Annotated in this window: 21 protein-coding genes; 7 read left to right on the top strand and 14 right to left on the bottom strand. The window is 73.3% G+C overall.

Annotation, left to right across the window (positions count from 1 at the left end):
* Positions 1-124: 124 nt before the first annotated feature.
* Together J4709_RS13820 and J4709_RS13815 are read right to left on the bottom strand one after the other, a co-directional pair.
* On the bottom strand, positions 125-1,033 hold the full coding sequence (locus tag J4709_RS13820; RefSeq protein WP_208240875.1) for an oxygenase MpaB family protein: 909 nt from the start codon (positions 1,031-1,033) through the stop codon (positions 125-127).
* Positions 1,034-1,153: 120 nt separating this feature from the next.
* Positions 1,154-2,362, bottom strand: a complete 1,209-nt coding sequence (locus J4709_RS13815; RefSeq protein ID WP_232383485.1) for an extracellular solute-binding protein — start codon at positions 2,360-2,362, stop codon at positions 1,154-1,156.
* A gap of 273 nt (positions 2,363-2,635) precedes the next feature.
* Here J4709_RS13815 and J4709_RS13810 point away from each other — a divergent pair, with 273 nt between their 5' ends.
* The 4 genes from J4709_RS13810 to galT are packed head-to-tail and all read left to right on the top strand — an operon-like array spanning position 2,636 to position 7,338.
* Positions 2,636-5,287, top strand: a complete 2,652-nt coding sequence (locus tag J4709_RS13810; RefSeq protein ID WP_208240873.1) for a sensor histidine kinase — start codon at positions 2,636-2,638, stop codon at positions 5,285-5,287.
* 6 nt (positions 5,288-5,293) lie between these two features.
* Positions 5,294-5,674 (top strand): DUF742 domain-containing protein, encoded by a 381-nt coding sequence (locus tag J4709_RS13805; RefSeq protein ID WP_208240872.1) that lies wholly within the window; start codon positions 5,294-5,296, stop codon positions 5,672-5,674.
* The gene (locus J4709_RS13800; RefSeq protein ID WP_208240871.1) at positions 5,655-6,266 is read left to right on the top strand and encodes a GTP-binding protein; all 612 of its coding nucleotides are present in this window, start codon (positions 5,655-5,657) and stop codon (positions 6,264-6,266) included. The genes J4709_RS13805 and J4709_RS13800 overlap by 20 nt, the downstream gene beginning before the upstream one ends.
* 10 nt (positions 6,267-6,276) lie before the next feature.
* The gene (gene galT / locus J4709_RS13795) at positions 6,277-7,338 is read left to right on the top strand and encodes a galactose-1-phosphate uridylyltransferase (protein ID WP_208240870.1); all 1,062 of its coding nucleotides are present in this window, start codon (positions 6,277-6,279) and stop codon (positions 7,336-7,338) included.
* Here galT and J4709_RS53265 read toward each other — a convergent pair.
* Positions 7,325-8,776, bottom strand: a complete 1,452-nt coding sequence (locus J4709_RS53265) for a hypothetical protein (protein ID WP_232383448.1) — start codon at positions 8,774-8,776, stop codon at positions 7,325-7,327. The genes galT and J4709_RS53265 overlap by 14 nt on opposite strands.
* A gap of 132 nt (positions 8,777-8,908) precedes the next feature.
* On the opposite strand from J4709_RS53265, the gene J4709_RS13785 reads away from it, so the two are divergent.
* A complete protein-coding gene (locus J4709_RS13785; RefSeq protein WP_208240869.1) occupies positions 8,909-9,808 on the top strand; it encodes a hypothetical protein in 900 nt (299 codons plus the stop codon).
* Here J4709_RS13785 and J4709_RS13780 read toward each other — a convergent pair whose 3' ends face one another.
* From J4709_RS13780 to J4709_RS13735, 10 genes are all read right to left on the bottom strand, one after another.
* Positions 9,809-10,789 (bottom strand): asparaginase, encoded by a 981-nt coding sequence (locus J4709_RS13780; RefSeq protein ID WP_208240868.1) that lies wholly within the window; start codon positions 10,787-10,789, stop codon positions 9,809-9,811.
* A 154-nt stretch (positions 10,790-10,943) separates the two neighbouring features.
* Positions 10,944-11,885, bottom strand: a complete 942-nt coding sequence (locus tag J4709_RS13775; protein WP_208240867.1) for a LamG-like jellyroll fold domain-containing protein — start codon at positions 11,883-11,885, stop codon at positions 10,944-10,946.
* A 58-nt stretch (positions 11,886-11,943) separates the two neighbouring features.
* Positions 11,944-14,034, bottom strand: a complete 2,091-nt coding sequence (locus tag J4709_RS13770) for a PQQ-dependent sugar dehydrogenase (protein ID WP_208240866.1) — start codon at positions 14,032-14,034, stop codon at positions 11,944-11,946.
* Between the two features lie 100 nt (positions 14,035-14,134).
* Positions 14,135-15,391, bottom strand: a complete 1,257-nt coding sequence (locus tag J4709_RS13765; protein ID WP_208240865.1) for a purine-cytosine permease family protein — start codon at positions 15,389-15,391, stop codon at positions 14,135-14,137.
* Positions 15,392-15,428: 37 nt separating this feature from the next.
* A complete protein-coding gene (locus J4709_RS13760) occupies positions 15,429-16,232 on the bottom strand; it encodes a sugar phosphate isomerase/epimerase family protein (RefSeq protein ID WP_307801217.1) in 804 nt (267 codons plus the stop codon).
* Positions 16,229-17,359, bottom strand: coding sequence for a dihydrodipicolinate synthase family protein (locus J4709_RS13755; RefSeq protein ID WP_208240864.1), 1,131 nt, complete (start codon positions 17,357-17,359; stop codon positions 16,229-16,231). Before J4709_RS13755 ends, J4709_RS13760 begins: the two co-directional genes overlap by 4 nt.
* Positions 17,356-18,504: a Gfo/Idh/MocA family protein gene (locus tag J4709_RS13750; RefSeq protein WP_208240863.1), complete on the bottom strand. Its 1,149-nt coding sequence runs from the start codon at positions 18,502-18,504 to the stop codon at positions 17,356-17,358. Before J4709_RS13750 ends, J4709_RS13755 begins: the two co-directional genes overlap by 4 nt.
* A gap of 37 nt (positions 18,505-18,541) precedes the next feature.
* Positions 18,542-19,366 (bottom strand): ABC transporter ATP-binding protein, encoded by an 825-nt coding sequence (locus tag J4709_RS13745; protein ID WP_208240862.1) that lies wholly within the window; start codon positions 19,364-19,366, stop codon positions 18,542-18,544.
* An 11-nt stretch (positions 19,367-19,377) separates the two neighbouring features.
* Entirely contained in the window at positions 19,378-20,400 is a 1,023-nt protein-coding gene (locus tag J4709_RS13740; protein ID WP_208240861.1) for an ABC transporter substrate-binding protein, read from the bottom strand.
* Between the two features lie 83 nt (positions 20,401-20,483).
* The gene (locus tag J4709_RS13735; protein ID WP_232383447.1) at positions 20,484-21,398 is read right to left on the bottom strand and encodes an ABC transporter permease; all 915 of its coding nucleotides are present in this window, start codon (positions 21,396-21,398) and stop codon (positions 20,484-20,486) included.
* Between the two features lie 190 nt (positions 21,399-21,588).
* Between J4709_RS13735 and J4709_RS13730 the strand changes: the two genes are divergently transcribed.
* Positions 21,589-22,647, top strand: a complete 1,059-nt coding sequence (locus tag J4709_RS13730) for a LacI family DNA-binding transcriptional regulator (RefSeq protein ID WP_208240860.1) — start codon at positions 21,589-21,591, stop codon at positions 22,645-22,647.
* Positions 22,648-22,728: 81 nt separating this feature from the next.
* On the opposite strand, the gene J4709_RS54695 is transcribed toward J4709_RS13730, so the two are convergent.
* On the bottom strand, positions 22,729-22,860 hold the full coding sequence (locus J4709_RS54695) for a hypothetical protein (protein WP_269757182.1): 132 nt from the start codon (positions 22,858-22,860) through the stop codon (positions 22,729-22,731).
* Positions 22,861-23,071: 211 nt separating this feature from the next.
* Between J4709_RS54695 and ybiA the strand changes: the two genes are divergently transcribed.
* Positions 23,072-23,599, top strand: a complete 528-nt coding sequence (gene ybiA, locus J4709_RS13725) for a riboflavin biosynthesis intermediates N-glycosidase (protein ID WP_208240859.1) — start codon at positions 23,072-23,074, stop codon at positions 23,597-23,599.
* The last annotated feature ends 3 nt before the right edge of the window (positions 23,600-23,602 follow it).

Raw genomic sequence — 23,602 nt, 5'->3', positions numbered from 1 at the left:
GACTGTCGCGATCGCGAGCGGAGCCGGATTCGAGCTTGCGAGAATCCGATCGCGCAGTGAGGCCCCCAGGGCCGAGTCGGAGCGATGCAGCGATCGCACGCAGCGCCCGTTGAAGGAAGGCGCTCTAGCGCCTGACGCCGAGGGCGCTGCTAGGCCAACTGCGGGGGTCGCGGAGGCCGTAGAGGCCCTTGCTGATGTCGTAGCCCTCGGCGCCGAGGTTCTGCCGGGCGCGTTCGAGCATCTCGCGGGTGGGCTTGGCGAACGCGTAGTCGTGCAGCTTCTCCGGCACCGAGTTCATCGCGAGGCGGAACGAGCGGAGCGCGGCGGTGACGGCGGGCCGCGGGACCTCCGGGAGCGCCCCGTACATCTGGCGGGCCCAGTCGGGCAGCGAGTAGTAGCAGAGCGCGCCGAAGGGGAAGTAGCCGGGCTTGCCGGGCGCGAGGAACTTCAGGTTCTCCGGCATCGTCGGCCACATCAGGAAGCGGACGGTGGCCGCGGCCTCCTCGGTGACGCGCAGGTGCGGGCGCATGCTCGCGAGGTACTGCTCCATCTCGGCGACGCTGCCGGGGACGTCCTCGGCGTGCAGGCCGACGTAGGTGGCGGTGTGCCGCTGCTCGTCGAGGTACCGGTCGGCCATGGCGTCGGTGAGCAGCAGCCCGGAGCGGCGCGCGACCTGGAGGTAGGAGTAGACCTCGGCGCAGTGCACCCAGAGCAGCAGTTCGGGCTGGTCGAGGCGCTCCTTCCTGCCGGTGTCGTGGTTGAGGATCCGCAGGGACCGGTGGATGTCGCGGACCTTCCTGGCCAGCACGTCGATCTCCTCGTGCGTGCCGAACGTGGCGACGCCGACGAAGTCGGCGGTGCGCTGCAGCCGGCCGAACGGGTCCTCCTGGAAGTTGGAGTTCTGCCAGACGCCCCACATGGCCATCGGGTGCAGGGCCTGCAGCATGAGGCTGCGCACCCCGCCGACCCACATGGACCGGTCGATGTGGACGCGCCAGGTCACGCTCTCCGGGGGCTGGACGGTCGCGGACATTCACACCTCACCAGAAGTCGTGCGACAAACTTCTGTAAGTGTCTCATTACTTGGCGACGCCCGTGACACCGGCCCCGGCGCGCGGCCGGCCCGGTCCGCACGAAGCACGGTACGCGCTGGTCAGCCCTTGATCTGCGTCCAGGCCTGGGTCCAGCGGGAGTAGTCGACGCACTTGCTCCCGCGGTCGTCCCCGCAGTCCTTCACCGGCGTCCGCCAGAACGCCAGCCGCTTGTAGAAGTCCGGATCGCCGACGTGGTAGGTCGAGCAGAACCCCTTGGCGGTGTACGCGCACGCCTTCGGGTTCGCCGGCGCCTCACCGAAGTACTGCGCGACCTGCGCCTGCACCTTCGGCTTGGTGATCCAGTTCATCCACTGGTACATGCACGCCGGATGCTGCGCCTTCGAGGAGATCATCCACGTGTCGGACCAGCCGGTGGCGCCCTCGGACGGGATCGTCGTCGCGACCGGCGACCGCTGGTCCATCGCCATGTTCGCGGTCACCTGCCACGCCGTGCCCGCGTAGTTGTCGGCGCTCTTGAACGACTGCAGCTCGTCAAGGTAGTTCGCCCAGTACTGGTTGACGTTCGGCCGCTGCTGCTTCAGCAGGTCGATCGCCGCGTCGAACTGCTTCTGATCCAGCTCGTAGACGTTCTTGATCTTCAGGTCGGGGCGGTGCGCCTTCAGGTACAGCGCGGCGTCGGCGATGTAGATGGGGGAGTCGTAGGCGACGACGTGCCCCGACGCGGGCGAGTCCTTCTTCCACACCACGTCCCAGGACGTCGGGCGCTGCGCCAGCTTGTCCGTCCGGTACATCAGCATGTTCGCGCCGTAGCCGTGCGGCACGCCGTACATCTGCCCGTCCACCGAGTTGTACGGCTGGTTCTTCAGGAACCCGGCGATGTCGCCGTAGCCGCTGAGCAGCCGCGTGTTGACCGGCGCGACCGTCCCGCCGTAGACGAGCCGCAGCGTCGCGTCGCCGGACGCCGACACGCCGTCGTACCTGCCCGTCTGCATCAGCGCGACCATCGAGTCGGAGGTGTCGGCGACCTTCGCCTCGACGCGGCAGCCCGTCGCCTTGGTGAACGGCGTGACCCAGTCGGCCCTCTTGTCGTTCGAGCCGTTCTCGGCGTAGCCCGCCCAGACGACCAGGTCGAGCCGGCCCTCCGGCGTGCCGATCTCCTGCTGCATCGGGATGTCGGGCGCCGCAGCCGGGCCGGACGAGCCGCCGCCGCATCCGGCGGTCAGCGCGGCCAGGGACAGCACGGCCGCCGCCGCGGCCCCGGCGAGCGGGCGCCGCACCCGGTGCGCGCGGTTCGGGGTGTTCGGCATCACGCTGAGAGATCGTAGGGCTATTTTTGGTCACGTGCGCACACAAAATGTGATGATCTGGAAACTGTCGACACACGGCGCGGGGTCGCTCTAGGCTTCCCTGCGATTCCGCGCGAACCCGTCGGTTCCGCCTGAATCCGTCGGCCGATCCCGTCCCCCAGACCGAAAGTCGTCACCGAAGTGCCAAAACGAGGCCGCTCCCCGGACCCCGCCGGCCACCGTCGAGGCCCCAAGGCGTCACGGCTGCGCTCCATCCGGTTCAAGGTCGTCCTGATGGTGACCGTCTCGGTCGTCTCGCTCGGCGTGCTCTGGGCGTTCGCCGCGAGCATCGCGCTCGGCCAGGGCCTCAACCTGCGCCACGTCGAGACCGTCCAGGACCACTTCGGCTACCCGTCCGGCGCGCTCGGCAGCGCCCTGCAGAACGAGCGCCGCCTGTCGATGGTGTACCTCGGCAGCCGCACCGACGGCGACCGCGCCGCGATGGAGTCCGGACGGCTCGTCACCGACCGGCAGGCCGAGCTGTTCCGCCGCCTCGTCCGCGACCCCGGCGCCCGCGGCGCCGCCCCCGCGCAGGCCCGCCGGCTCGCCGACCGGATCGGCGGCGAGCTCGCCGCGCTCGGCACCGGCCGGCGCGCCATCGACGCCGGCGCGACCAGCCGCTCCAAGGCGTTCACCGACTACACCGGCCTGCTGTCGGACGTCGGGTCGCTGCAGGGCTCGCTCGCCACCCTCGACAACTCCGAGGTCGCCAAGGACGCCCGCAACGAGGCGTCGCTGTCGCGGGCCCGCGAGACCCTCGCCGAGGAGGACGCCGTCCTCGCCGGCGCGCTCGCCGCCGGGCGGATGACGCCCGCCGAGCACGCCCAGTTCGTCAAGCTCGTCGGCACCCAGCGCACCCTGTACGGGTTCGCCTCGTCCGAGCTCCGCATCCCCGACCAGGGCTACTACGAGCGCGTCACCGGCATGCCGGAGTACGCGCGGCTCCGCGCGATGGAGGACCGGTTCGTCGCGTCGCGGGCGCTCGTCCGGCCGTCCTCCGGCGCCGGGACGCTGTGGAAGACCACCGCCGACTCCAACCTCACCCGGCTGCGCGGGCTGGAGCTGTCGGTCACCGCGGGCGCCGAGAAGCGCGCCAAGCCGATCTCCGACGGCATCATCACCCGGGTCGTGCTGGCCGGCGTGCTCGGCCTCCTCGCCGTCATCGCGTCCCTGGTCATCGCCGTGTGGGTGGCCCGGTCGGTGGTCCGCGAGCTGGCCCGGCTGCGCCGCGAGGCGATCGACCTCGCCGACGTCCGGCTGCCCGGCGTGATCCGCCGGCTGCGCCGCGGCGAGGACGTCGACGTGGCCGCCGAGGCGCCGCCGCTGGCGTTCGGCACCCGCGAGATCGACCAGGTCGGCGAGGCGTTCAACGCCGCCCGCCGCACCGCCATCCAGGGCGCCGTCGAGGAGGCGACGCTGCGCCGCAACGTCAGCGACGTCTTCGTCAACCTCGCCCGCCGCAGCCAGACGCTGCTGCACCGCCAGCTCAAGCTGCTCGACTCGATGGAGCGCCGCATCGAGGTCCCCGACGACCTGGAGGACCTGTTCCGGGTCGACCACCTCGCCACCCGCATGCGCCGGCACGCCGAGGGCCTGATCATCCTGTCCGGGCAGGCGCCCGGCCGCGGCTGGCGCAGCCCCGTCGCGATCGTCGACGTCGCCCGCGCCGCCGCGTCCGAGGTCGAGGACTACACCCGCGTCAACGTCGCGCCGATGACCCGCGCCGCGATCGTCGGGCCGGCCGTCGCCGACGTCATCCACCTGCTCGCCGAGCTGATCGAGAACGCCACCGCGTTCTCGCCGCCGCACACCACCGTGCAGGTGCACGGGCAGGCCGTCTCGCACGGCTTCACCCTCGAGGTCGAGGACCGCGGCCTCAGCATGGACGAGCCGAGCCTCGCCGCGGCCAACGAGCGGCTCGCCAGCGGCGGCGAGTTCGACCTGTCGGACGCCTCGCAGCTCGGCCTGTTCGTCGTCGGCCGGCTCGCCCGCCGGCACGGCGTCAAGGTCACCCTGCGCACCTCCCCGTACGGCGGGATGACCGCGATCGTGCTGCTGCCCGAGGAGCTCGTCGTCCGCGCCGGCGCCGACGCGGCGGAGGCGCCGCCCGCGCTCACCACGCGCCGCGCCGAGGACGCCCTCGTCCCGGTCGGCGCCGTCGTCGGCCACCGCGCGGACGGCCCCGCCGAGCGGGAGGAGGGCGGCGCCGTGCTGCGCCTCCCGGCCGGACGGCACGCCGCCGCCCCGCCCCCGGAACCCGCCGGGCCCGAGCCGGCGCCGGGCCCCGGGTCCGCAGGGCCGCTCGCCCGCCCGCCGCAGCCCGGTGCCCCCCTCGGTCCCGTCGCGGGCGACCCGTTCGGCGACGACCCGCTCGGCGCGGGCCCGCCCACCGGCCCGATCGGCGTCCCGGCGGCCCCGGCCTCCGGCGGCGCCGCGACCGGCCCGATCGGCTGGGGCCCGGACGACGCGTCCGACGACACCGGCGCGCCCGGAGCGGGCGAGCCGTCCGAGGTCACCGGGCCGCGGACGGTGTTCGCCGAGCCCGTGCAGGGGCCGCTGCCCGAGCAGCGCAGGTCGCCGTCCGCGTGGGGCGAGCCGCCCGCGCGCCCGGAGGAGCGGCCCGCGGCGCAGCGGACGCCGCGCTCCCCGCGCGAGGTCCGGCGGCGTCCCCCCGGCGCCTCGCGCGCCGACCGGCCGGCGCTGCCCAAGCGCGTCCGGCAGGAGAACATGGCCGCGCAGCTGCGCGAGGAGCAGGCCGAGCGGCCCGCTCCCGAGGCCGCCCCGCGCGCCGGCCGCACCCCCGAGGAGCTGCGCTCGATGATGTCGTCCATCCAGCAGGGCACCCGGCGCGGCCGCGCCGAGTCCCTCGATACCGAGGACTCGTGACCTCGCATGAGCGGTCCTGGGAGCGAATGGCTCGATGACGAGGCCGGGCCGATCGTCCGGTCGTACGCGCTCACCCGCGGGCGCGCCAGGCCCGCCACGGCCGAGGCGTTCGACATGATCACGATCGTCGCGACCGCGGCGCGGCCGCGGTCCGGGTCGCCCGGCATCGGCCCCGAGCACCTGGACATCCTGGAGATGTGCCTGCAGCCGCAGCCGGTCGCCGAGATCGCCGCCCGGATCCGGCTGCCGCTCGTCGTCGTCCGGGTGCTGCTCGGCGACCTGCTGCACCACCGGCTCATCACCGTGACCCGCCCGCAACGACAGGAGAGCACGATCTCCAAGGAACGCCTGCTCAGGGAGGTGCTGCATGGACTCCAGGCCCTCTGAGGACGCGGGCCCCGCCCCCGCCGCGCCCATCGCGGTGAAGATCCTCGTCGCCGGCGGCTTCGGCGTCGGCAAGACGACGCTCGTCGGCGCCGTCAGCGAGATCCGGCCGCTGCAGACCGAGGAGCTGCTCACCGACCGCGGCGTCGGCGTCGACGACACCGAGGGCGTCGAGCAGAAGACCACCACGACCGTCGCGATGGACTTCGGCCGCATCACCATCCGCGACGGCCTGGTCCTCTACCTGTTCGGCACCCCCGGCCAGGACCGCTTCTGGTTCATGTGGGACGAGCTGTCGTACGGCGCGCTCGGCGCGGTCGTGCTCGCCGACACCCGCCGCCTCGCCGACTGCTTCCCGGCCGTCGACTACTTCGAGAACCGCGGGCTGCCGTTCGTCGTCGCCGTCAACATGTTCGACGACGGCTACGACTACACCGACGACGAGATCCGCGAGGCCCTCGACCTGAGCGAGACGACCCCGATCGTGCTGTGCGACGTCCGGGAGCGCGCGTCCGGCAAGGAGGTGCTGACCACCCTGGTGAAGCACCTGCTGGCGGTGAACCGGGCCGAGACGGCCGGCGCGCCCGCCCTGTAGGCTGCGGGCGATGCACCGCACACGCGCGCGGCTCTCCGACGGCCGCGAACTCGTCTACTACGACGAGTCCCCCGGACGGGTCCCCGTGCCCGACCCCCGCGGCCTGCCGCCCGTCGAGCCGGTGTGCGAGGTGCGCCGCGACCCGCTGACCGGCGACCACGTCACGGTCACCGCGCACCGCAACACCCGCACGTTCCTGCCGCCGCCCGACCAGTGCCCGCTGTGCCCGGGCGGCCCCGCCTCGGAGATCCCCGACGACTCCTACGACGTCGCCGTCTTCGAGAACCGGTTCCCCTCGTTCGACGCCCGCACCCCGGCGGTGCCGCCCACGGTCGACGGCGCGGAGGTGTTCGAGCGGTTCCCCGGCGCGGGGCGCTGCGAGGTCGTCTGCTTCACCGACGACCACACCGCCGCGATGACGCAGCTGCCCGTCTCCCGCGTCCGGACGGTCATCGACGCGTGGGCCGACCGCACCGCCGAGCTGTCGGAGATCCCGACCGTCCGGCAGGTGTTCGCGTTCGAGAACCGCGGCGTCGAGATCGGCGTGACGCTGCACCACCCGCACGGGCAGATCTACGCGTACCCGTTCATCACGCCCCGCACCGAGCGGGTGCTCGCCCAGGCGTCCCGGCACCCGGGCCTGTTCGACGACGTGCTGAAGGCGGAGCGCGCGGGCACCCGGGTGGTGCTGGCGGGCGAGCACTGGACGGCCTACGTCCCCGCCGCCGCGCGCTGGCCCGTCGAGGTCCACCTGATGCCGCACCGGCACGTCCCCGACTTCGCCGCGCTGGACACCGCGGAACGCGAGGAGCTGGCCGTCCTCTACCGCGACCTGCTCCGCCGCTGCGACGCCCTGTACGACACCCCGCTTCCCTACGTCGCGGGCTGGCACCAGGCGCCGACCGGCGAGGGCCGCGACCTCGTCCGCCTGCACCTGGAGCTGTTCTCCATCCGGCGCGCCCCCGACAAGATCAAGTACCTGGCGGGGTCCGAGTCGGGCATGGCCGCGTGGATCAACGACGTCCCGCCGGAGACCGCCGCCGCCCGCCTCCGCGAGGTCACTGCCGGCTGAGCGTCCGGGTGATCCCGGCGGCGATCGTCGTCGCGAGCACCCACCCGGCGATGACCAGCGCGTACGCGAACCACTGGTACCCGCCGGCGGGCTTGAACGCCTTCTCCTGCCCGAAGTCGATGATCGGCAGCAGCAGGTCGAGCGTGTAGAACAGCGCGTTGAACGGCGGATGCTCGTCGGCCTTCAGCGGCGCGGGCGGATGCGGCCCGAACACCGCCGTGCCGGCCGCGAGCAGCCCCGCCAGCCACGCCGCCGCCCACAGCGGCCGGAACCCGTACCCGACCGTCACGTCCTGCAGGTACCCCCAGAGCCGCGCGTACCGGGGTCGCGTCGAGCGGTGCCGGCGCTGCTTGGCGAGCAGGACGTTCCGTGCCGCCCGGTCGTCGCCCGCCTGCCGGTACGCGGCGGCGAGCTGCTCGTACGCGTGCGGGACGTATCCTTCCTCGTCGCGCTCCAGCAGCTCGATGCGGGGCTTCGCCGGGAGCCGCGGCGTCAGCGACCCGTACGTCAGGCCGTCCAGCCAGACCGTGCCGCCGAGCGCGCCGGGCGCCGCGTGCAGCAGCCCGAAGCGGCCGCGCAGCAGGTTCACCGGGCCGTCGACCCTCGCCTCCCGCAGCCACACCTCGCCGATCACCGCGCTCGTCGCCCGCAGCGCGCACGACGCGTCCGACAGCCGCGCGCTCGTCAGCACAAGCAGCCCGGGGATCGCCGCGCCGCGCACGCTCACCTCGCCGTCGACGCGCGCGCCGGTCGCGAGCACGTCCGACCCCACCGTGAGGTTCTCGCCGTCGAACGCCCGCCCGCCCGGCGTCAGCAGCACCGCGCCCCTGAGGTTCAGCATGCCCGCGACGGACGCGCCGTTCAGCCGGACCTCCCCGCGCGCTTCGAGGCCAGGCGCCCACACGTCGTCCTCGACGACGGAATGGTTGAGGTGCAGGACCTCCTTGCGCGCGCCGTCCTCCCCGAGCCGCGCGCGCTCCAGGAAGAAGGCCCCGGCCAGGCGTGCCCCGCCCATGCGGATCTGCCCCGGGACGCGGCAGTCGGTGAGGCGCAGCACCCCGTCCACCCTGAGCGTCTCCGCCGCCAGCCCCGGCAGGAACGAGCCGCTCAGGTTCAGCTGCCGCAGGTGCGCGCCGTACAGGTCCGGCGCCTCCTCGAAACGGCAGCCCGACAGCCGCACCGGATGCCCCACCGCCGCGTACCGCAGGTCGAGCCGCCCGGTGACCCGCGCGCCGGTCAGCCGCAGCGCCGCGATGTCGCCGCCGGGGTGCTCGGCCAGCAGCAGCCTGCGGAGCACGTCCGCCCGGACCGTCCGCCCGGGCCCCCAGCCGCCGCCGCGCTCCGGATCGTCGTCGCCGTCCCGCAGGTCGACGGGCCGCCCGGCCGGGAAGGCCCGCCACACGCGCCGCTCGACGGGCGTCAGATCGATCGGCTCCACAAGCAAGGAACATATCCGCCCGAACCGGTCCGGCGCCGCCGGATGGCGATCACGCTGCGCACCCACCCGGACCCACTGCGTTTTCGCGGACTTCGCGGAACGATCTCACCCCGGTGCCCTAGCCTCCCAGGCATGCCCGAAAGCGTGCTGGCGCAGGGAGCGTTCGACGGGGTCGCCGCCACGGCCGCCGGGCCGCCGCTGGCGTTCACCTCGCGCGCCGGCCAGGGCGCCGGCATCGGCCAGGCATGGGACCTGCGCACCCGCACCGCGCTCGGCCCGCCGGTCCCCGACTTCCCCGACCACCGCGCCGAATGGGCGTTCGGGCTGCTGCCCGACGGCGCCCCCGCCGTCGCCTGGACGCACCGCGACCGCGTCCACGTCCTCGACCCGTCCACCGGCGCCGAGCTCACCGTGGACGGGCAGCCCGACCTGCTCGGACTCGCCGTCCACGACGGCCGCGGCGCCGTCGTCGCCGTCTTCGGCCCGGCCAGCGACGCGAGGGTCGCCGTCCTGGACGCCCGCACCGGCGCCGGGCTCGCCGAGTTCGGCGTCTGGCTCGGCCACTGGACGGCCATCGACCGCTGGATCCTGCACGCCACCCCCGCGACCGGGCCGCTCGTCGGCCTGGCCTGCGACACCGAGCGCACCATCGGCCTCCTCGACGTCGAGCGCGAGGAGGAGGCCGCGTCGCTGCCGTCGTCCGGGGCGCCCGCGGTGCTGGCGCCGGGCCCGGACGGCCCGGCGCTCCTCGTCCAGCCCTCCGGCGCGGAACTGCTCGTCCAGACCCTCGACGGCGACCCCGCACTCACTCTGTCGGCGCCCGGCGACATCGGCGCGGTCGCCGCCGCGGTCGCCGACGGCCGTTTCCTCGTGGCCGCCGACGTCGGCGACGGTCTCGCGGTGTGGGACGGGACGTCGGCCGAGCCGTCTCGGCGCATCCCCATGCCCGCCGCGGTGAACGACCTCGCGCTGAGCACGGACGGCACCCTCATCGCCGCCACCGACGCCGGCCTGCGCGTCGCGTCCGTGTAATCAGCCGGCGAACGCTTCGGCGACCGCGTCCCGATCCGCGCCCGACGCGAGCAGCACCCGCAGCAGCACGCGGGCCTTCCACGGATCGAGCATCCCGCCGTTGACCAGCCCGCGCCGCTGCAGATCGGTCTCCGACCCCACGGCGCCATACGTGCTGCGCAGCACCGGCCCGGCCCCCGTCCGCGACGTGAGTACCACCGGTATCCGCTGCGCCAACTCGCCCAGCACAGGTGCGAACGACGCGGGCACATGCCCCACCCCGAAACCGGCCACCACGAACCCGTCGCACCCGTCCGCGTTCACCATCGACGGATCGTCGTCCAGCACCACGGTGTGGAACCCCACCCGGGTCTCCGCGAGAGCCGCCGCGTCGACCTCAACGGCCTTCCGGCGCGGCACGCCGCCGTGCACGCCGACCCGTCCCTCGTACACGTACCCGATCGGCCCCGCGTTCGGCGACGCGAACGCCCGCGTGCTCGCGCTGTGCGTCTTCCTCACCCACCGCGCCGCATGGACCTCGTCGTTCAGCACCACGAGCGCGCCCAGCCCCCGCGCCTGCGGCGCCGCCGCCACGTGCGCGGCCGCGAGCAGGTTCGCCGGCCCGTCCGGCCCCGCCATCGTCGGGTTCCGCATGGCGCCCGTCATCACGAACGGCTCGTCGTGCGGCCACAGCAGGTCGGCGAGGAACGCCGTCTCCTCCAGCGTGTCGGTGCCCTGCGTGACGACCACCCCGCACGCCCCGTCCCGCACCGCCCGCGACGCCCGTTCCACCAGGTCGAGGATCCGCGCGAACGACAGCTGGGCGCTCGGGACGGCCTCGATGTCCTGCACCTCCAGCGGCACGCCCAGCCCCGCCAGACCCGGGACCGCCGCCGTCAGGTCGGCGCCGCTCAGCCGCGCCACCACCGTCCCGCCGTCCTTCGCGGGCCCGTGCCCCGCCATCGCGATCGTCCCGCCCAGCGTGAACAGCGCAACGCCCATACCCCGCCCCCTCCGCGTGATCACCTCAACCTACGCCCGAACCCCCCACCCCCACGAACCCCCACGTCCCACCCCTAACGAACCCCCTGGTGCCGGATACGACGGGGCCGCCGGGTGCGTGGAGGCGCCCGGCGGCCGGTGGTTGGGGGTGGGGTCAGCGTTTGGCTATGCGGTATTGGAGGCGGGCCTCACGGGGGGTGATGGCGCGGTCGAGGAACATCAGGCCGTCCATGCGGCAGTTGCAGGGGTTCGCCTCGCGGGTGTTCTGCGGGAAGCTGCCGCCGATCTTGATGCCGCGCGGGTCGGTGGCGGACGCGAGGTGCGGGCTCGGCGTGCCCTGGAGCTTCCAGGGGTCGCCGGAGACGGTGTAGAAGCCGTCGAGGGGCTCGCCGTCCTTGTAGAGGGACATCTTGCCGGTGTCGTAGTCGAACGTGGCGGCGAGGTGCACCCAGGTGTTCTGCGGCAGCAGGGTGCGCCAGTCCTCGTTCGCGGCGAACGTCTGCGAGCTGCCGCCGTCGATGCGGCGGCCGAGCGCGACGAGCCGGAGGGTGCCGGAGACGTCGATGATCTCCAGCAGGGCGCGGACGGCGTGCCCGTCGGAGTCGCCGGTGAGGACGCCGATCAGGCCGACCGCGTTGTACACGTCGTTCGGGTTCGCCGAGCCCGAGTTCGGGGACGGGTTCGTGCCGGTCATCTTGAACCAGCCGGCGACGGTCGCGCTGCGCGCGGCGTTGAACGCGTGCAGCGACGGGACGCCGGTCGCCGAGTAGACGCCGGCCTTCCAGTCGTCGTTGCCCGCCGTGGACGGGTTCACCTGGCCGAGCTGGATCGCGTGCCGGCGGGCGCCGTCCCGGACGCGCATCGCGGCGCCGCCGTTGACGAGGTCGATGGCGGTGCCGGAGCGGCCGAGGTCGCGTTCCTGCGCGGCGTCGCCGCGAACCGGGTGCTCGAAGTCGTAGTAGGAGACGAGGTTCTTCTTCAGGGACGGGGCGACGCCCGGGGCCGGGGACGCCTGGGCGGGGACGGCGAGCGAGGCGGCGACGACGGACGCGCCGAGCACGGCGGTCGCGGCCGCGACGCGGCGGCGGAGCAGCATGGAGGGTCTCCTTCGGGTGCCCCCGGGCGGGCGGGTGCGCGCCCGCCCGGGGAGGCCGTTACCGTGCCGGGTTCGCGTGGACGGTGAGGTCGCGGAGCCGTCCGATGTTGTCGAACGATCCGAACCCGACGCGTCCCGAGGTGAACGTCTTGTCGAGGGCGGTCATGGCGGGACGGGTGGAGCCGTCCACGTAGACCGCGATCTCGCCGGTGCCGGCGCAGTGGCTGACGCGGACGCCGTGCCAGTTCGCGTCGGTGATGGTCGGCGGGGCGCCGTGCGAGCGGTTGGCGTTCCACTGCTGGTCGATGCGCAGCCGGTCCGCGCCGTTGACGACGAAGATCCCGTTGTGGGGGTAGATGCTGTTGTCGGTGGACAGGTGCGTGTAGTAGAAGTGCGTGTCGTCCTGGTAGCCGAAGACGATGATCACGTCACGGTTGATGATGTCGACGGGGGTGTCGAGGCGCACCTCGGCGTCGATCCTGGACGAGCCGAGCACCGGGCCGGACTTCAGCACCGCGTACTCGAAGGGGCGGCGCGGGCCGGGCCGCTGCGAGCCCTCCTCGGCGAGGACGACCTCGTTGCCGGGGAACCGCCACTTCGACGGCGTGACCGGCGCCCAGTTGTCGGCCCCCATGAGGCGGCTCTCACGGATGTCGTTCGTGCGGCAGCCGGCGTAGCTCTTGGTGCCGACGACCTTCCAGATCTTGCCGTTGGCCTTGGCGAGCAGGTAGGGCTCGCCCTTGGCGTCGGAGCCGTAGCGCAGGTCGACCCGGTCGTTGCCGGCGAGCTGCTTCATCGTGACGGGGTTGCCCTTGGTGTCGTAGGCGGCGAGCGAGTAGATCTGCGCGCGGTGCTTGCCGGCCGGGTCCCGCTTCATCTGCGACTCTTCGGTGTACATGAGCCGGCCGTCGACGATGTCGGTGAACAGGTACTTGCCGCGCAGGGCCGGGAGGGCGGCGCCGCGGTAGACGTAGCCGCCGGAGATCGCGTGCCCGGTGTCGCTGGAGCAGTCCCAGTTCGCGGGCGGGTCGTGGTCGTAGGCGGCGACCGGGTAGTCGTAGTTGTTCTTGGCGTCGTCGGCGGGCAGCGGGTACAGGTGGCAGCGGTCGTCCTTGCGGAAGGTGTAGGCGCCCTCGCGCTCGCTCCAGCCGATGTTGTCGCCGGACTTCACCTCGTGGATCGACTCGATCTCGTGCTCGCCGATGTGGGCGAGGAACATGCGGTGCGTGCCGCCGGTGTCCCAGCTGAAGCGGTGCGGGTCGCGCATGCCGTAGGCGTAGATCTCGCCGACCTTGCCGGACTGCCCGGCGAACGGGTTGTCGGCGGGGATGCCGTACTTGCCGTTCGCGGAGTTCGTCCCGGTCGGGTCGATCCGCAGGATCTTGCCCTGCGGGACGCCGAGGTTCTGCGGGTCGCCGCCGTTGTCGCCGACGTTGCCGTTGCCGCCGTCGCCGACGGACATGTAGAGCTTGCCGTAGTCGGCGGAGCCGCGCTTGGCGTTGGGGTTGAAGTCGATCTGCTGCAGGTTGTGGACGCGTCCGGCGAAGCCGATGCGCAGCAGTTCGCGGTGGGTGCCGTGGAAGGTCTGCGCCTTCGGGTCGTCGGCGGTCCACTCGTCGATGACGCCGTGGTAGCCGGTCTTCGGCTGCGGCGTGAGGTCGGGGGTCTTGGTCTTGAGCGCGTTGCCCGACTCGACGTGCGCGGTGTAGAACTTCCCGTTCTTCTTGAAGTCGGGGTGGAACGCGACGAAGCCGAAGCCCTGGCCGAGGCCCGCGGCGGAGTAGAAGTCGGGGAAGGCGGCCTTGACGTCGAGGAAGACGTGCGGCTTGCGCGTCTTCTTGTCGAGGAAGTACAGGTTCCCGTTCAGGTCGGGGACGTAGAGCCGGCCGGAGTGGTCGGGCAGCTCGCCGACGTGGTTGATGCGGTTCCAGCGCGCGAGCCGCGGGTCGGTCGGCGGTGCGGAGGGTTCCGACTTGGGCAGCTGGGCGACCTCTTTGAGGACGAGTCCGAGTCCGGACGGGGCGGGGTCGTCGGGGATGGGGTCGAGGATCGGGGCGTCGTCACGCGCCTGCGCACCGGCCGGCAGCACGGTGATGAGGGCGGCGAGCATCGCCAGGGTCGCCAGCAGGCACCATCTCAGTCTTTTCATTCCGACCGTCCAAGGTGGGGGGATGGGTGGGGACGGAGTGGATGTGGAAAGCGCTTTCTGGAAGCGCTTTCTCGAACGTACGACCGGCTCTCGCCCGCCGTCAAGAACGAATTCGGAGCCGTTCGGGGACATGGGAGGACGGCCGGACCCGCGTCACCCGGGCGTGCGCGAGCGTCGCGGCGGCCGACACCGCGAGCCCGATCGGCGCCGCCGCGGCATGCCCGGCCAGCGTCAACGCGACGGCGAGCACCGCCCCCGGCGCCCAGATCCACGTCCGGACGGGACGCGCGGCCCGGCCCCGCCTGCGCCGCGCCGCCTCCGCCGCCATCGGCGGGACGAGCGCGGGCAGCGCCGCGGCCAGTACCGTCAGCCAGTCGAGCAGCATCCGGTCGACGCGCAGCGCGGCGAGCACCGCGCCGGGCACCGCGACCGCCAGCACGCCCCACAGCTGCGCGCCCCTGCGGTCCGCCGGCAGGAAGCGGCGGACGGCGAGCGCGCCGGAGTGCACGGCGGCGAACGTCGGCGCGATCACCGACGCGGCGACGAACAGGTTCGCGGCGGGCAGCCCGTCCGGCCCGGCGAGCACCGCCACCACGTCGGTGGAGCCGCTCGCCGCCGCGACGCCCGCGCCGACCACCGACGCGGCCAGCGCCGACCCGACCAGCAGCGCGACGCACGCCGCGAGGTCGCGATGGCCGCGCAGCCCGGCGGTGAAGTCCGGCGCCCGGACCGCGAACACCGACACGTAGCCGATGTAGCCGGCGAGGTCGGCGGCGAGCCCGCGCAACGGGCCGTCGCGCGCGAACGACACCGGCGACGCGGGCGGCGGCAGCCGGACCGCGACGATCCCGATCAGCGCGATGGCGGTCAGCGTGGTCGCGACGGCGATCGCGTTCCACCGCCCGCCGCCGGCCAGCAGCACCGCGACGATCGGGACGGTCAGCAGCACCGCGCCCGCCGCGTCCGGCAGGCCGGTGAGCGCGGCGAGGGCCGCGCCGCCGAGCCCGACGTTGAAGCCGAACCAGCCGGCCATCGCGACCGCGAGCAGCGCGGTGAACGCCCGCTCGGCGACGGGCGGCAGGTAGCGCGGGGCGAGGACGGCCATGCCGGCGCCCTCGCCGGCGGGCGGGCGCAGGCCGAGGCGGCCCTGCGCGGCGAGCAGCGCGGTCATCACGACGCCGCCCGCGGCGAGCACCGCGACGGGCAGCGCGCCGCCGTGCCGCCCGCCGACCTGCGCGCCGAGGACGAGCGCGCCCGGCGCCGTCCCGATCCCGAGCCACGCCCCCGACGCCGCCCGCCAGCTCCGCCCCTCACCCGCCGTCGACTTGCGGCGTGTCGGCCTTAAAAGCGCCCTCATAAGGCCGACACGCCGCAAGTGAACGTCGTTCGGCGGGTCATGCGACGTGCTGGGCGTAGCGGGACAGGGCCAGGGCGAGGGCATCGGGGCCGGGCATCGCCCAGAGTTCGTCGTTGAAGATCTCGACCTCGATCGGGCCGGTGTAGCCGGTCGCGTCGACGGCCTCGCGGAAGCGGCGCAGCTCGATGCGGCCGTCGCCGAGCATGCCGCGTCCGGTGAGGACGCCCTCGGGCAGCGGCGTCACCCAGTCCGCGACCTGGAACAGCGAGATCCGGCCCTCCGCGCCCGCGCGCGCCATGCCGTCCCACACGTCCGGGTCCCACCACAGGTGGTAGGTGTCGACCATGACGCCGACCTGGGCGGACGGGAACGGCGCGGCCATGTCGAGGGCCTGGGCGAGGGTCGAGACGACGCACCGGTCCGAGCAGTACATCGGGTGCAGAGGCTCCAGGGCGAGCTGGACGCCGTGCTCGCCCGCGTACGGCGCGAGCTCGCCGAGCAGGTCCGCGACCCGCGACCGGGCGCCGTCCAGGTCCCGCGACCCGTCGGGCAGGCCGCCGCTGACCAGGCACAGGACCGGGGTGCCGAGCGCCGCGGCCTCCTCGATCGCGCGCCGGTTGTCGTCCAGGGCGTCCGGCTGCTGGAAGAAGCCGCCGCGGCACAGCGACGTGACCGCGAGACCGTGGTCCCGGACGAGCTTGGCGGTGCGCGCCAGCCCGTACTCGGCGACCGGCTCGCGCCACAGGCCGACGCCCGTCACGCCGGCGGACGCGCAGCCCGCGAGCAGATCGGGCATGGCCCAGTGGCGGGTCGTCCACTGGTTGAGGCTGAACCTGGTCACGCGGCCCCCTGGACGGTCAGCCAGGCGCGCATCCGGGACGCGGCCAGGTTGGGGTCGGGGAGGAGCCCGGCGGCGTCGGCAAGCCGGAACAGCCGGGTGAGGTGCGGGACGGACCGCGCCGACTCCAGCCCGCCGACCATCCGGAAGTGCCGCTGGTGCCCGGCCAGCCAGGCGAGGAACACGACGCCGGTCTTGTAGTAGAAGGTGGGCGTCTCGAAGAGGTGCCGGGCGAGCGGCAGGGTCGGTGCGAAGATCTCGTCGTAGGCGTCCGAGCCCTGGTCGAGGGCCTGCAGCGCGGCGGCGGCCGCCGGGGCGATCGGGTCGAAGATCCCGAGCAGCGCGTCGCTGTGCCCCTCGGCGTCCCCCTTGATCAGCTCCGGGTAGTTGAAGTCGTCGCCGGTGTAGAGCCGCACGCCGGACGGCAGGCGCCGCCGGAACGCGATCTCCCGGCCGGCGTCCAGCAGCGAGATCTTGACGCCGTCGACCGACGCGGCGTGCTCGCGGATCAACGCCAGCACCGCGTCGGCGGCGGCGTCCAGGTCGGACGAGCCCCAGTAGCCCTCCAGCGCCGGGTCGAACATCGGGCCGAGCCAGTGCAGGACGGCCGGGCCGCGCAGCTGCGGCAGCAGCCGCCCGTACACCGCGGCGTAGTCCTCCGGCCCGCGCGCGGCGGCGGCGAGGTGACGGCTCGCCATCAGCACCGGGACGGCCCCGGCGCCCTCGATGACGCCGAGCTGCTCCTCGTAGGCGGCGGTGATCTGCTCCAGCGTGGCCGGGCCGGGCGGGAGCTGGTCGGTGCCCGCTCCGCAGACGATCCGGCCGCCCGCTGAAAGCGCTTCCTCACTGCTGCGCACGATGAGCTCGCGGGTCGTCGCCCAGTCCAGCCCCATCCCGCGCTGCGCGGTGTCCATCGCCTCCGCGACGCCCAGCCCGTACGACCACAGGTGGCGGCGGAACGCCAGCGTCGCGTCCCAGTCCAGCGAGTCGCCGAACGGATCGGCCACCACGTGCGCCGCCGCGTACGCGACACGCGACGACGGCGGCCCGGGCGGCGGGGGATAGGCGTGCGGCTCGCCCATCGTGTACGGGACGAGCGTCCCGTCCGGCTCCGGCAGCTCGATCTTCATCGGTGCAGCTCCGGCACCTCGATGCGGCGGCCCTCGCGCCACGCCTGCAGACCCAGCTCCGCGAGCTGCACCCCGCGCGCCCCCGCGTAGAAGTCCCACTCGAACGGCGCGTCCTCGGCGACGTGCCGCAGGAACATCTCCCACTGCGCCTTGAAGCCGTTGTCGAAGACGGTGTTGTCCGGGATCTCCTGCCACTGCGCGCGGAAGTCCTCCGTCGCCGGCAGGTCGGGGTTCCACACCGGCTTCGGCGTCATCGACCGGTGCTGGACGCGGCAGCGCCGCAGCCCCGCGACCGCCGACCCCTCCGTCCCGTCGACCTGGAACTCCACCAGCTCGTCGCGGAACACCCGGGTCGTCCACGACGAGTTGATCTGCGCGACGATCCCGCCGTCCAGCTCGAAGATCCCGTACGCGGCGTCGTCGGCGGTCGCCTCGTACGGCTTGCCGTCCTCGTCCACCCGCTCCGGGACGTGCGTCGCGCCGAGCGCCTGCACCGACCTGACCTGCGCGATCGCGTCCAGCACGTACCGCCAGTGGCAGAACATGTCGAGGATGATCCCGCCGCCGTCCTCGGCCCGGTAGTTCCAGGACGGCCGCTGCGCCTCCTGCCAGTCGCCCTCGAACACCCAGTAGCCGAACTCGCCGCGCACCGACAGGATCCGGCCGAAGAACCCGCCGTCGATCAGCCGCTTCAGCTTCAGCAGGCCCGGCAGGAACAGCTTGTCCTGCACCACGCCGTGCTTGATGCCCGACTCGTCGGCGAGCCTCGCCAGCGCGAGCGCGCCGTCCAGGTCGTCGGCCAGCGGCTTCTCGGTGTAGACGTGCTTGCCCGCCGCGACCGCCTTGCGGATCGCCTCGACCCGGGCGCTGGTGACCTGCGCGTCGAAGTAGATCTCGGCGTCCGGGCGCGCGAGGGCCTCGTCCAGGTCGGTCGTCCAGGCGTCCAGCCCGTGCCGCGCGGCGAGGTCGCGCAGCTTCGCCTCCGACCGGCCGACCAGCACCGGCTCCGGCCACAGGTCGGTGCCGTCCGCGAGCCGCAGCCCGCCCTGCTCGCGGATCGCGAGGATCGAGCGCAGGAGGTGCTGCCGGTATCCCATCCGGCCGGTGACGCCGTTCATGACGATCCCGATGGACTTGCGTGCCATCCCGTTCCTTCCCAAGCCTTCGTCGTGTGCGGAGTGACTAGTCGAGCGCGGCGCCGGCGCCCGCACCGGCGCCGAGGAGCGTGCGGATCCGGCCGGTGACGCGGGCGAACTCCGGCTGCGCCATGGTCTGCGCGTAGTCCCGCTCCGGAGGCAGGTCCACGTCGATGACCTCGGCGATCGAGCCGGGCCTGTCGGTCATCACCACGACCCGGTTCGCCAGGTAGGCGGCCTCGGCGACCGAGTGCGTGACGAGCAGGACGGTCGTCCCCGTCTCCCGCCAGATCCGGTTCATCTCGATGTTGAGCTGCTCGCGGGTGAGCGCGTCGAGCGCGCCGAACGGCTCGTCCATCAGCAGGACGGGCGGCTCGTGCAGCAGCGCCCGGCACAGCGCGACCCGCTGCTGCATGCCGCCGGACAGCTCGTGCGGCAGCGCGTCCTCGAACCCGGTCAGCCCGGTCATCTCGATCAGCTCGGCGGTGCGCTTGCGCGCCTGCTCGGCGGGCATCTTGCGCATCTCCGCCTGGAGCAGGATGTTCTTGCGGGCGCTGCGCCACTCCAGCAGCGCGGCCCGCTGGAACACGTAGCCGATGTCGGCGCGCGGTCCGCCGACCTGCTCGCCGTTCAGCCGGACGGTCCCGGTCGACGGCTTGAGCAGCCCGGCGACCAGCTTCAGCATGGTCGACTTCCCGCACCCGGACGGCCCGACGATCGCGACGAACTCCCCGGGCGGGACGTCCAGCGACACCTCGCGCAGCGCGGTGACCTCGCGCTTCTTGCTGCGAAACCGGACGGCCACCTCGTCGATCCGGACGGCGGAGGACTGCTCGGCCGCGGCCTTGCCCGGTGCGCTCATGGTCTTCATCGCCCGTCCGCTCATCCCTGCGCCGCCAGCTGCGGCGACCAGTACTTCGAGGGCGCCTCGGCCTTGCCGATGACCCCGGTCTGCTGGAACAGCGTGATCGTCTGCTTCCAGTCGTCCTCGGTGTTGACGCCGGGCGCCTTGCCCTGCGTCGCCTGGGTGTGCAGCAGCGTCAGCGTGGTCTTGAACTGCTCGGCGACGACCGGCGTCGGCGGCAGCTGCTCGGACGCGCCGGCCATGCTGGCGACGGCGCCGGCCGGGTCGGCCTCGGCGGCGCTCCACGCCTCGCTGGTGGCGGCGACCATGTCCTTGACCAGGCCGGCGTCGCTCTTCAGCTTCCGCTCGCCGGCGAGCAGGCCGTTGGAGAAGAAGTTGACGCCGAAGTCGGAGTAGCGCAGGTACGACACCGGCTTGCCGGACTTGTTCGCGACCGTCGGGCCCTGGTCGTTGGCGAACCCGACGAGGCCGTCGGCCTTGCCGGAGATGACCGCGGCGATCTTCCCGGCCGGGTCGGTGTTCTGCAGCGGGACGTCGCCCTCCGACAGCCCGTTCTTCTTCAGGAACACCGGGAACGTGCGCGACAGCGCGTCGCCCGCGGTGATGGCGATCTTCTTGCCCTTGAGGTCGGCGGGCGCCTTGAGGTTCTTGGCGCTGAACGCCTGCACCGAGGCGGGCGTGGTCTGCAGGAACACCCCGATGCTCTTGATCGGCATGCCCTTGTCGACGGCGGCGAGCAGCGCCGGGGTGTCGGCCCAGCCGAAGTCGGTCTGCCCGGCGCCGGTGGCCTGGACGGTCTTCTGCGAGCCCTGGCCCGCCTTGATCTCCAGGTCGATGCCGTGCTTTTCGTAGATGCCCTTCTTCTTGCCGTAGTAGAACGGCGCGTGCTCGCCGTAGGGGTACCAGTTCAGGGTGAGCGTGACCTTCTTCAGCTTCTTGCCCGAGGCGCCGGTGGTCTCGCCGGAGTCCCCGCCGCAGGCGGCGGCCGCGAGCGCGACGGCCGGGACGAGGGCGGTGACGGCGAGGATGCGGAGTTTCATGGAACGGTCCTCCATGGGTGGGGTGAGCTCCCGGCCGTGCGGCCGGTTCGTGGAGGCGGGTGCGGTGGGGGAAGGGAGCGGTGTCAGTAGGTCGTGGTGACCGACTCGCCGCGCCGGCTGGCGTGCCAGGGGAGCAGCAGCTTCTCGGCGATCTCGACGGCGACGAACAGCACGACGCCGATGGCCGACATCACCAGCAGCCCGGCGAACAGCATCGGGGTGTCGATGTTGCCGTTGGCCTGCAGGATCACGTAGCCGAGGCCCTCGTTCGCGCCGACGAACTCGCCGACCACGGCGCCGGTGACGGCGAGCGTCACCGCGACCTTCAGGCCGGAGAACAGGTGCGGCAGCGAGGCCGGGAGGCGGATCTTGGTGAAGGTGGCGAACGAGCTCGCGCCCATCGTGGACGACAGCTGGAGCATCTCCGGATCGACCGCCTTCAGCCCGGCGACCATCGAGATCACCACCGGGAAGAAGGCGATCAGCACCGCCACGACGATCTTGGGGCCGATGCCGAAGCCGAGCCAGACCACGAACAGCGGGGCGATCGCGATCTTGGGGATGACCTGCGCGAACAGCAGGATCGGGTAGAGCGTGCGCTCCACCGTGCCGGAGTACACCATGAGCACCGCGGCGGCGACCCCGATGACGACGGCGAGCGCGAAGCCGATCAGGGTCTCGTAGGTGGTCACCCACGTGTGGTGCCAGATGTAGCCCCACTTGTCGCCCATCAGCTTCAGCGTCGTCCACGGCGAGGGCACCAGGTACGCCTCGACCAGCTTGAACGCGGTGACCGCCCACCAGGCGGCGAAGCAGGCCACGAGCAGCGCGACCGGCCGCCAGGCCGATTCGAGCGCGCCCGCGAGCCGCTCGCCGGCGCCGGGCCGGGCGCGTTCGACGACCCCGGCCGTGTCGGCGGCCGCCGTGCCCGGCCCCCGCGGGGACCGGTTCGGGGCGTGCGGGGGGTCGTCCCCCCGCGAGAGATGCTGACTCACCATGGTTCCTCCGGGACCGTGCCGAGAAAGCGCGTTCAGAAAGCGCTTTCTGAGGTACCGTAAGAACCTGCGCCGGGCGCGGTCAAGAGGGTCCCGCGAAACGGGCCCGCCGCGGACCGGCCGGCGAGGGGGCGCGGAGCGGCCGCGGCCCCGGCCGGGGGAGCGGGGGACGCGCCCCCTGCGAGGAGGACGCATGACCGAGGCGGCGGAGGAGCCGCGCACCGGGGAGCGGGCGTACGTCACGCTGCAGGACGTCGCCCGGCGGGCCGAGGTCTCGCTCGCCACCGCCTCCCGCGTGCTGAACGGGACGTCGCAGGTCAGAGCCGACCTGCGGGAGCGGGTGCTGGCCGCCGCCGCCGAGCTCGGCTACACCCCGAACGCGCACGCGCAGGCGCTCGCCGGCTCCTCCAGCAAGGCCGTCGGGGTGATCTGCCACGACGTCAGCGACCCCTACTTCGCCGCCGTCGCCCGCGGCGTGATGCGCACCGCCGCCGCGCACGGGATGCTCGTCATGCTGGCCAGCACGTTCCGCGACGCCTCCCGCGAGATCGAGTACGTGGCGATGCTGCGCGCCCAGCGGGCCCGCGCGATCCTGCTCATCGGCTCCGGCTTCGAGGACCGCGACTGGGAGCGCTCGATGGCCGCCGAGCTGGAGCCCTACCAGCGCACCGGCGGGCGCGTCGCGGTGCTCAGCCGGCACCGCAGCCTCAAGGTCGACGCCGTCCTGCCGCAGAACCGGGAGGGCGCGGGCGCGCTCGCCCGCGCGCTGCTCGACCTCGGCCACCGCGACTTCGGCGTGCTCAGCGGCCCGCGCGCGCTCACCACCGTCTCCGACCGGCTCGGCGGGTTCACCGAGGCGCTCGCCGACGCCGGGATCGCCGTGCCGGAGGAGCACATCGTCGAGGAGTCCTTCACGCGCGACGGCGGGTACCGCGCGGCGACCGAGCTGCTGCGCCGCACACCCCGCCCGACCTGCGTGTTCGCGGTGACGGACGTGATGGCGATCGGCGCGCTCGCCGCGCTGCGCGACCACGGCGTCGCGGTGCCGGGCGAGATGTCGCTCGCGGGCTTCGACGACATCCCGATCGTGCGCGACCTGACCCCGCCGCTCACCACCGTCGCGCTCCCGCTGGAGGCGATGGGCGAGCACGTCATGGGCCTCGCGCTGCGCGAGCCGGCCGCGCGGCGCAGCCGCCTGGAGCGCGTCGCCGGGCACGTCATCCTGCGCGAGAGCACCGCCCCGCCACGCTGACCTGCGGAGAAGGACACGAGAAAAGACCAGGACCCACCCGGAACATCGGGCGGGTCCTGGTCTTCGGCCTCGTCCGGCCGGTCAACGTGCGGCGAGGTCGTCCTCGGGGGCGGCCGGCTCCGCGTCGAGGGGACGCTCGGTGTCGGCGTCCGCGGGCCGCTGCGGCCACGACGAGATCCGGGTGCGACGAGGGTTCGCCAGGGCGTTGTCCATTTCTACTGCTGTCCTCCCGTTGACGACGGCCCGCGATTCTCGGCATCCGGGCCGACCGAAATAAGGAGATCTTGCCCGATGACCCACCTGGTTTAGCAAAATGGTCTAGACCTCGCGGGCTGCACCGTGCATAACGCTCCGCCGCCGGTGCCGTATTCCGCCCGGCGAAACCGGTTCGCCCCGCGGCCCCCGCCCTGCCACCATCGTCGGCATGGACGTCCAGCAGCTCATCCGCCTCCACGAGGAGGGCGCCCGCCCGAAGTACCTGTTCTTCTGGGGGCACCGCAAGCCGGGCCCCGGCTATCTCAGCCAATGGTGGCCGTCGCCTTTCACCGTCGGCGACGTGACCTATGCCACTGCGGAGCATTACATGATGGCGGAGAAGGCCCGGCTGTTCGGCGACGCGGAAACCGCCGCCGCCGTCATCGCCGCGCCGCACCCGGGCGCCGCCAAGGACCTCGGCCGGCGCGTCCGCGGCTTCGACGAGGACACCTGGACGGCCCGCCGCGCGTCCATCGTCGTCGCCGCGAACCGGGCGAAGTTCACCCAGGACCCGGAGCTGCGCGACTACCTCGCCGGCACCCGCGACCGCGTGCTCGTGGAGGCCAGCCCCCTCGACCGCGTCTGGGGGATCGGCCTCGCCGCCGACGACCCCCGCGCGCAGGAGCCCGCCGAATGGCAGGGCCTGAACCTGCTGGGCTTCGCGCTGATGACCGTCCGCGACTCCCTCGCCGCCTGACGC

The sequence above is a fragment of the Actinomadura violacea genome, from assembly GCF_017573465.1.
Taxonomy (GTDB): Bacteria; Actinomycetota; Actinomycetes; order Streptosporangiales; family Streptosporangiaceae; genus Spirillospora; species Spirillospora violacea.
Note: the sequence above shows the minus strand (reverse complement) of the source record. Positions and strands in the feature narration are given on the sequence as shown.

Excerpts from the sequence above, each read along its gene's own strand:
- J4709_RS13820 (WP_208240875.1), bottom strand. The coding sequence starts at position 1,033 with ATGTCCGCGACCGTCCAGCCCCCGGAGAGCGTGACCTGGCGCGTCCAC.
- J4709_RS13815 (WP_232383485.1), bottom strand. The coding sequence starts at position 2,362 with ATGCCGAACACCCCGAACCGCGCGCACCGGGTGCGGCGCCCGCTCGCC.
- J4709_RS13810 (WP_208240873.1), top strand. The coding sequence starts at position 2,636 with ATGGTGACCGTCTCGGTCGTCTCGCTCGGCGTGCTCTGGGCGTTCGCC.
- J4709_RS13805 (WP_208240872.1), top strand. The coding sequence starts at position 5,294 with ATGAGCGGTCCTGGGAGCGAATGGCTCGATGACGAGGCCGGGCCGATC.
- J4709_RS13800 (WP_208240871.1), top strand. The coding sequence starts at position 5,655 with ATGGACTCCAGGCCCTCTGAGGACGCGGGCCCCGCCCCCGCCGCGCCC.
- galT (WP_208240870.1), top strand. The coding sequence starts at position 6,277 with ATGCACCGCACACGCGCGCGGCTCTCCGACGGCCGCGAACTCGTCTAC.
- J4709_RS13785 (WP_208240869.1), top strand. The coding sequence starts at position 8,909 with ATGCCCGAAAGCGTGCTGGCGCAGGGAGCGTTCGACGGGGTCGCCGCC.
- J4709_RS13780 (WP_208240868.1), bottom strand. The coding sequence starts at position 10,789 with ATGGGCGTTGCGCTGTTCACGCTGGGCGGGACGATCGCGATGGCGGGG.
- J4709_RS13775 (WP_208240867.1), bottom strand. The coding sequence starts at position 11,885 with ATGCTGCTCCGCCGCCGCGTCGCGGCCGCGACCGCCGTGCTCGGCGCG.
- J4709_RS13770 (WP_208240866.1), bottom strand. The coding sequence starts at position 14,034 with ATGAAAAGACTGAGATGGTGCCTGCTGGCGACCCTGGCGATGCTCGCC.
- J4709_RS13765 (WP_208240865.1), bottom strand. The coding sequence starts at position 15,391 with ATGAGGGCGCTTTTAAGGCCGACACGCCGCAAGTCGACGGCGGGTGAG.
- J4709_RS13755 (WP_208240864.1), bottom strand. The coding sequence starts at position 17,359 with ATGAAGATCGAGCTGCCGGAGCCGGACGGGACGCTCGTCCCGTACACG.
- J4709_RS13750 (WP_208240863.1), bottom strand. The coding sequence starts at position 18,504 with ATGGCACGCAAGTCCATCGGGATCGTCATGAACGGCGTCACCGGCCGG.
- J4709_RS13745 (WP_208240862.1), bottom strand. The coding sequence starts at position 19,366 with ATGAAGACCATGAGCGCACCGGGCAAGGCCGCGGCCGAGCAGTCCTCC.
- J4709_RS13740 (WP_208240861.1), bottom strand. The coding sequence starts at position 20,400 with ATGAAACTCCGCATCCTCGCCGTCACCGCCCTCGTCCCGGCCGTCGCG.
- J4709_RS13735 (WP_232383447.1), bottom strand. The coding sequence starts at position 21,398 with ATGGTGAGTCAGCATCTCTCGCGGGGGGACGACCCCCCGCACGCCCCG.
- J4709_RS13730 (WP_208240860.1), top strand. The coding sequence starts at position 21,589 with ATGACCGAGGCGGCGGAGGAGCCGCGCACCGGGGAGCGGGCGTACGTC.
- J4709_RS54695 (WP_269757182.1), bottom strand. The coding sequence starts at position 22,860 with ATGGACAACGCCCTGGCGAACCCTCGTCGCACCCGGATCTCGTCGTGG.
- ybiA (WP_208240859.1), top strand. The coding sequence starts at position 23,072 with ATGGACGTCCAGCAGCTCATCCGCCTCCACGAGGAGGGCGCCCGCCCG.